Origin of the sequence: Micromonospora sp. ATA51, assembly GCF_016802855.1 — a bacterium.
In the GTDB taxonomy this organism is placed as follows: Bacteria; Actinomycetota; Actinomycetes; order Mycobacteriales; family Micromonosporaceae; genus Micromonospora; species Micromonospora sicca.
The window spans coordinates 1-6901 of the sequence record NZ_JAEVHJ010000338.1 but is presented as its reverse complement, the minus strand read 5'-3'; the positions used below and the strand labels follow the sequence as shown (position 1 = coordinate 6901).

At 73.0% G+C, this 6901-nt stretch carries 8 protein-coding genes and 1 pseudogene; 7 read left to right on the top strand and 2 right to left on the bottom strand.

The features are described 5' to 3' along the window. Positions 1-373 (bottom strand): galactokinase family protein (locus tag JNW87_RS32230; protein ID WP_309234125.1); only part of this gene is annotated, 373 nt, incomplete at its 3' end. Beyond that, positions 370-1353: a UDP-glucose 4-epimerase GalE gene (gene galE / locus JNW87_RS32225; protein WP_109799923.1), complete on the bottom strand. Its 984-nt coding sequence runs from the start codon at positions 1351-1353 to the stop codon at positions 370-372. The genes galE and JNW87_RS32230, both read right to left, overlap by 4 nt. A gap of 234 nt (positions 1354-1587) precedes the next feature. On the opposite strand from galE, the gene JNW87_RS32220 reads away from it, so the two are divergent. From JNW87_RS32220 to JNW87_RS32190, 7 genes and pseudogenes are all read left to right on the top strand, one after another. Then, positions 1588-2046: a zinc ribbon domain-containing protein gene (locus JNW87_RS32220; protein WP_109799922.1), complete on the top strand. Its 459-nt coding sequence runs from the start codon at positions 1588-1590 to the stop codon at positions 2044-2046. 27 nt (positions 2047-2073) lie between these two features. Beyond that, positions 2074-3098, top strand: a pseudogene (locus JNW87_RS32215) (hemolysin family protein). A gap of 33 nt (positions 3099-3131) precedes the next feature. Further along, positions 3132-4157 carry a tryptophan--tRNA ligase gene (gene trpS, locus JNW87_RS32210; protein ID WP_109802499.1) on the top strand — a complete coding sequence of 342 codons (1026 nt, stop codon included), beginning with the start codon at positions 3132-3134 and terminating at the stop codon, positions 4155-4157. Between the two features lie 60 nt (positions 4158-4217). Further along, positions 4218-4763, top strand: a complete 546-nt coding sequence (locus JNW87_RS32205; RefSeq protein WP_236647973.1) for a 2'-5' RNA ligase family protein — start codon at positions 4218-4220, stop codon at positions 4761-4763. Positions 4764-4820: 57 nt separating this feature from the next. Then, positions 4821-5756, top strand: a complete 936-nt coding sequence (locus JNW87_RS32200) for a YihY/virulence factor BrkB family protein (RefSeq protein WP_109802502.1) — start codon at positions 4821-4823, stop codon at positions 5754-5756. A gap of 1 nt (position 5757) precedes the next feature. After that, positions 5758-6126 (top strand): GntR family transcriptional regulator, encoded by a 369-nt coding sequence (locus JNW87_RS32195; protein ID WP_109802501.1) that lies wholly within the window; start codon positions 5758-5760, stop codon positions 6124-6126. A gap of 223 nt (positions 6127-6349) precedes the next feature. Further along, positions 6350-6901 (top strand): helix-turn-helix domain-containing protein (locus tag JNW87_RS32190; RefSeq protein ID WP_238454971.1); only part of this gene is annotated, 552 nt, incomplete at its 3' end.

The following is a 6901-nucleotide window of genomic DNA, read 5'->3' as shown; positions in this document are numbered from 1 at the left end:
CGATGGCCAGCCGGGCGCCGGGCACCCGGTGGCCGGCGGCCCGCAGCGCCCAGACCACCCCGGCGACGTACGCGGCCCAGCCGCTGACCCGGCCGGCCTGGTCGGCCTCGGCGGCGCCGAACTCGACCGGGGAGTCGGCGAGCTCCGACCAGACGGTCCAGCGCTCGCCGTCCTGCGCTGCGGCGGCGACCACGGTACGCAGCGGCAGCGCGAACGGCAGCACGTAACCGTCGTTGTAGTCGGTGTGCTCGCCGATCAGGTTCGCCCGCCCGGGAGCCGCCCAGCGGCCCGCCGGCTCGGCGCCGTACCACTGACGGAAGCCGGCGGTGGCGCGCTCCGCGACGGCGCCGACCGCCGTGCCCGGCTCGGTCACCGCTGCTCCAGGACGTGGGTGCGGTAGAAGGCCCAGGCGTCGCCGACCATGTCGTGCAGGGTGGGCTTCGCCGGCACCCAGCCGAGTTCCGCGCGGGCCAGCGCGGACGAGGCGACCAGTTCGGCGGGGTCGCCCTCGCGGCGCGGCGCCACCTCGACCGGCAGCGGGTGCCCGGTCACCTCGCGGACCACCTCCACCACCTGCCGGTTGGTGAAGCCGTTGCCGTTGCCCAGGTTGTAGATCCGGTGCCGGCCGGGCGTCGCGGCGGTCAGCGCCAGCAGGTGGGCGCGGGCCAGGTCCTCGACGTGGATGTAGTCGCGCACGCAGGTGCCGTCGACGGTGGGGTAGTCGTCGCCGAAGAGCTGGAGCTTCTCCCGCCGGCCGGCGGCGACGTCCAGCGCGATCGGGATCAGGTGGGTCTCCGGGTCGTGCCGCTCGCCGATCGCCCGGCCGTCGTGCAGGTACGCCCCGGCGACGTTGAAGTAGCGCAGCGAGACGGCGGCCAGGTCGTGGGCGATCGCCTCGGAGGTGAGCGCCATGTCGACGGCCAGCTTGGTCGCCCCGTACGTGTTGGTGGGGGCCTTGACGGCGGTCTCCGGGATGGGCAGTTCGGTGGGGTTGCCGTAGACGGCGGCGGTGGAGGAGAAGACCAGGCGGGGCACCCGGGCGGCGCGGACCGCGTCGATCAGGGCGAGCGAGCCGACCGTGTTGTTGTGCCAGTACAGCTCGGGCTTGACCATCGACTCGCCGGCGGCGATCAGCGCGGCGAAGTGCAGCACCCCGTCGAAGCCGGCGTCCGGGGTGAGCACCCGGGCGGCCTCGTGGATCGGCAGGTCGACGTGGGTCGCGTCGGGAGCGAGCGCCTCCCGGTGGCCGGTCCGCAGGTCGTCCAGGACCGTCACGCCGTGACCGTCGTCGAGCAGCATCCGGGTCACCACGCTGCCGATGTAGCCGGCGCCGCCGGTGACGAGCAGTTTCACGTCGGGTTCCTCCTGCCTGGCCGCTCCCGCCGCGGCCGTTCGTGATCACCCTACGGCCGGGGGCTGTGCCGCGGCTGCGCGTGACCGTCCCCATTCCACCACGATCCGCCATGATTGAACAGATCCGAACACTGGCGCGAACCGGTCGGCGCCCGCCGTCTACCAAGACAAGCCGCAGTGCGCCGCCCTTAGGGCCGAAGGCCGCGAGGGTTCTCGAGGGTCAGGCCGGTTCTGTTGCTCGTCGCGCTCGAAGACCTCAACACCAAGGCCATGACCGTCACCGCGAAGGGCACCGTCGAGGAGCCTGGCACGAACGTCCGCCAGAAGGCCGGACTGAACCGCTCGATCCTCGGCAAGGGCTGGGGGCTGTTCGCGGTGGTCCTCGCCAATCACGCACGTACCACCGGCACCCGAATCGTGAAGGTGCCAGCCGCGTTCACCTCCCAGCGTTGCAGCCGCTGCGGGAACACCGACCGGATCAACCGCGAAAGCCAAGCGACATTCCGATGCGGGCCCTGCGGACACCAGGCGAACGCTGACCTGAACGCCGCGATCAACGTCAGGGACGTCGCCGAGGCGGCGTCCCCACTCACCGGGCGGGCAGTCCGGGACAGGGGCCGAAAGGCGTCCTGTCGACCACCCACCCAGCGTCGGCGACGTACGACGCTGGAAGCGGGAATCTCCCACCTCTAGGCGGGAGAGGATGTCAACATCCTTGTCATGCGGGAGTCAGGCGGTCCCGGACTCCGGCGTCGACCGCCGGGGCGGCCCCGGCGCGAACCGGGGCCGGTCGCCCGGACCGTCGCCCGGCTGGTGGTCCGCGCCGCCGACGGCGCCACCCGGCTGGTCACCGACCTGCTCGGCGCCAGCCCCACCGCCGGCCGGGAGCGGATCAGCGAGGCGGAGCTGCGCGACCTGGTCGCCGCCAACACGCTGCTCGACCCCGACGAACGCCGGATCATCGACGAGGTGCTGGTGGCCGGGGCGAGCCTGGTCCGCGAAGTGATGATGCCCCGCACCGAGGTCGTGTTCCTCTCCGCCCGGCTCACCATCGCCGAGGCGGAGCGGCTGGTCCGGGCCGAGACGCACACCCGGTACCCGGTGGTCGACGGCACCCACGACGACGTGGTCGGCTTCGTCCACCTGCGGGACGTGCTGCTCCGCCCGGACCGCGACCCATGCACCACCGTCGGCGAGCTGACCCGTGAGGTGAAGCAGCTGCCCGGCAGCAAGCGGGTGCTCGCCGCGCTCACCGAGATGCGCCGCGAGGGCCACCACCTCGCCGTCGTCGTCGACGAGTACGGCGGCACCGCCGGCATCGTCACCTGCGAGGACCTGATCGAGGAGCTGGTCGGGGAGATCCACGACGAGTACGACAACCCGCCCGACCCGGCCCACGCCGGCCTGCCCGCCGTCGTCGACGGGCGGCTCAACCTCGCCGACTTCGCCGAGCGCACCGGCGTCCCGCTGCCCGCCGGACCGTACGAGACCGTCGGCGGCTTCGTGATGGCCGCCCTGGGCCGGCTCCCGGTCGCCGGGGACGAGGTCCCGGTGACCCCCGGGCCGGACGAGCCGGCCGCACCCGACCCGGACGGCCCGCCCGGCGCTGGCTGCTGCGGGTGCTCGCCCTCGACGGGCGGCGGGTGTCCCGGCTCGCCGTCTCCGCGGCGCGGCTGCCCGAGCAACGGCGCGAGGTCACCGCCCCCGCGGTGCCGGCGGAGAGCCGACCCGCCGGCCCGTCATGACGTACGCCGGGCGTTGCTGACAGAATTGCCGGCATGTCCGACGTACCCGCCCGCCCGCGCGTCTTCTCCGGCATCCAGCCGACGGCCGACTCGTTCCACCTCGGCAACTACCTGGGCGCGGTACGGCACTGGGTGGCGCTGCAGGAGACGCACGACGCGTTCTACTGCGTGGTGGACCTGCACGCGATCACCGCGGGGCACGACCCGAAGGTGCTCAAGCAGCGGTCCCGGGTCGCGGCGGCCCAGCTCTTCGCGGTCGGGCTCGACCCGGACCGCAGCACCCTGTTCGTCCAGTCGCAGGTGCCCGAGCACCCGCAGCTGGCCTGGGTGCTCGGCTGCATCACCGGCTTCGGCGAGGCCGGCCGGATGACCCAGTTCAAGGACAAGTCGCAGAAGCAGGGCAGCGAGCGGGCCAGCGTGGGCCTGTTCACGTACCCGATCCTGCAGGCCGCGGACATCCTGCTCTACCAGGCCAACGCCGTCCCGGTCGGCGAGGACCAGCGCCAGCACCTGGAGCTGTCCCGGGACCTGGCCCAGCGGTTCAACTCGCTGTTCGGGCCCACCTTCACGGTGCCCGCGCCGCACATCGTCAAGGACACCGCGAAGATCACCGACCTGCAGGACCCGACGGCCAAGATGTCGAAGTCGTCCTCCTCGCCGGCCGGCATCATCGACCTGCTCGAGGACCCGGCCCGCTCGGCCAAGAAGATCCGCTCGGCGGTCACCGACACCGGCCGCGAGATCGTCTTCGACGCCGAGACCAAGCCGGGCATCTCCAACCTGCTCACCATCTACTCCGCGCTCTCCGGCCGGACCATCGACGAGCTGGTGGCCGCGTACGCGGGCAAGGGGTACGGCGACCTCAAGAAGGACCTCGCCGAGGTGGTGCGGGAGTTCGTCACCCCGATCCAGGAGCGCACCCGCGCCTACCTGGACGACCCGGCCCAGCTGGACAAGCTGCTCGCCCACGGCGCCGAGAAGGCCCGCGCGGTCGCCGCGGCGACGCTGCGGACGGCGTACGAGCGGGTCGGGTTCTTCCCGCCGGTCCGCTTCGAGTAGCGGTCCGGGCGCGACGGAACGGGTGGAGACCAGTCGGTGGCCGGAGGGGTGGCGCGGAGCGTGGATCGCAGGGACGGGGCGCCGGACGCCGGCGACACCATCCAGATCGGGATCGCGGTGGACATCCCCGAGCCGTGGGGCGGGATGCTGACCCGCCGCCGGGTCGAGGCCGGCGACCCGCAGGCCGTCCCGGCCCACGTGACGCTGCTCGGGCCGACCGAGATCCCGGTGGCGGCGCTGCCGGCGGTCGAGAAGCACCTCGCCGAGGTGGCCACCGCCCACCTGCCGTTCACCCTGCACCTGCGGGGCACCGGCACGTTCCGGCCGGTGACCCAGGTGGTCTTCGTGGCGGTGGCGGCCGGGATCAGCGAGTGCGAGCTGCTCGCCGCGGCGATCCGCGCGGCGCCCGAGCTGCACCGCGAGGCCCGCTTCCCGTACCACCCGCACGTCACGGTGGCGCAGGACGTCGCCCCGGAGGCGCTGGACCGGGCGTACGAGGACCTGGCCGACTTCTCCGCGCTGTTCGAGGTGGAGGCGTTCACCCTCTTCTCGCACAGCGGGCAGACCCGGTGGCAGCCCCGCCGGGACTTCCGGCTCGGCGGCTGAGCTGAACGCGCGGCCCGGCTGCCCGCGTGCCGCCTCCGGATCGGCGAGGATGACGTGGTGAACGTGATCGGCCGGATCGAGGCCAGCCTCGGCCGCCGGGTGGACGCGGTCCGGCGGCGCTCGGCGGCCTTCGACCACCTCTGGCGGGCCGGGACGCTCTACGGCGAGGTGCTGGGCGGCCGGCTCGCGGCGGCGATCGCCTACTACGGCTTCTTCGCGGTCTTCGCGCTGGCGCTGGTCGGGTACTGGATCTTCGGCGCGATCCTGCAGGACAACGACGAGGTCAGCAAGGCGGTGGCGGACTTCCTCGACGAGAATCTGCCCTTCCTGGACCCGCAGCAGATCGCGCAGAGCAGCAACACCGTCGGGGTGATCGGCCTGATCATCCTGGTCATCACCGGAATCGGGTGGGTGGAGGCGATCCGCTCCTCACAGCGGCTGATGTACGGCTTCAACCAGCAGCCCGGCAACCTGGTGGTCCGCCGCGTGGTCGACCTGGGCGTGATGGTGGCGGTCTTCGTGCTGCTCGGCGTCTCGGTGGCCGCCGTCGACGCGCTGGAGTCGCTGCTGCGCTTCCTGCTGCGCAGCACCGGGTCGCTCGGGCTGACCACGGTCAGCGCGGTGCTCAGCGTCCTGATCAACGCGGTGCTGGCCACCGCGCTGCTGGTGGCGGTGCCCCGGCTGCGGATGAGCCGCCGCCGGCTCCGGCCGGTCGTCCTGGCGGTCGCCGTCGGCATCACCCTGCTGAACACCGTGGGGCGCTACTACGTGGTGCGGACCGAGCGGAACCCGGCGTACACCGTGGTGGCGACCGCGGTCGGGCTGCTGCTCTACCTCTACCTGCTCAACCAGTTGGTGCTCTTCGGCGCGGCCCTGGCCGCCACCAGCCGGTACGGCCGGGTGGTGGATCTGGCGGAGGGCGGCTCGGCCGCGGAGGTGGACGTGGAAGTCGACGAGGAGACCGAACCGGGTACGCCGGGCGGGGCGGGCTGACATGCGGATCCGGATCGACCCAACCTCGGCGGTGCCGCCGTACGAGCAGGTGCGCGGGCAGCTCTCCCGGATGATCGGGGACGGCCGGCTGCCGGTCGGCACCCGGCTGCCCGCCGTCCGGCAGCTCGCCACCGACCTCGGCCTGGCGGTGAACACGGTGGCCCGGGCGTACCGGGAGCTGGAGGCCGCCGGGCTGGTGGAGACCCGGGGCCGGCACGGCACCGTGGTGGCGCCGGGACGCGACGACGCGACCGACCGGTTGCACCATGCCGCCGCCGGGTACGCCGCCGAGGCACTGCGACTCGGCGTCCCGCCGGACCGGGCGCTGGCCCTGGTCCGCGCCGCCCTGGAGGCCACCCACCCCGGCTGACTCGCCCCGGCCCCGGCGGGGGTGACGCGGCGCGGCGGATCGTGGGGGATGTCAGCTGTTGCCGGTTGAGTGGGTGTTGGTATGCGTTGGTGACCTTAAAAGTGACTTGCGGTGTGGGTGGTGCATTGGGACGGGGGATCAGGCGGTCGGCGGCTCGGTGCCGTGGGGGTGTGGCGTTGGTGGTTGCGGGTTTACGTCCTACCGGGTGGTTATGGTGCTGGGCGTGGCGGGCCGGGAGCGGTTGAGTGTGGTGCAGGCGTACCGGTTCGCGTTGGACCTGACGCCCCGGCAGGAGCGGATGGTGTTGGCTCATGCGGGGGCGGCGCGGGTGGCGCACAACTGGGCGCTGGCCCGAGTCAAGGCGGTCATGGATCAGCGGGCCGCCGAACGCACCTACGGCATCGACGAGGTGGACCTGACCCCGACGCAGGGCTGGTCTCTGCCAGCGCTGCGTAGAGCCTGGAATCAGGCGAAGGCCGGCGTGGCGCCTTGGTGGGCCGAGTGTTCGAAGGAGGCGTTCAACACCGGCCTGGACGCCCTGGCCCGGGGGTTGAAGAACTGGTCGGACTCCCGCACCGGTAAGCGTGCCGGGCGGCGGGTGGGGTTCCCGCGTTTCAAGTCCCGCCGCCGGTCGACCCCGTCGGTGCGGTTCACCACCGGGGCGATCCGGGTGGAGCCGGACCGTAGGCATGTGGTGTTGCCCCGGCTGGGCCGGTTGAAGCTGCACGAGTCCGCCCGGAAGCTCGCACGCCGGCTGGAGGCGGGCACCGCCCGG

What these genes read in the sequence shown, in the direction of transcription:
- trpS (WP_109802499.1), top strand. Translation starts at nt 3,132, where the DNA reads ATGTCCGACGTACCCGCCCGCCCGCGCGTCTTCTCCGGCATCCAGCCG.
- JNW87_RS32195 (WP_109802501.1), top strand. Translation starts at nt 5,758, where the DNA reads ATGCGGATCCGGATCGACCCAACCTCGGCGGTGCCGCCGTACGAGCAG.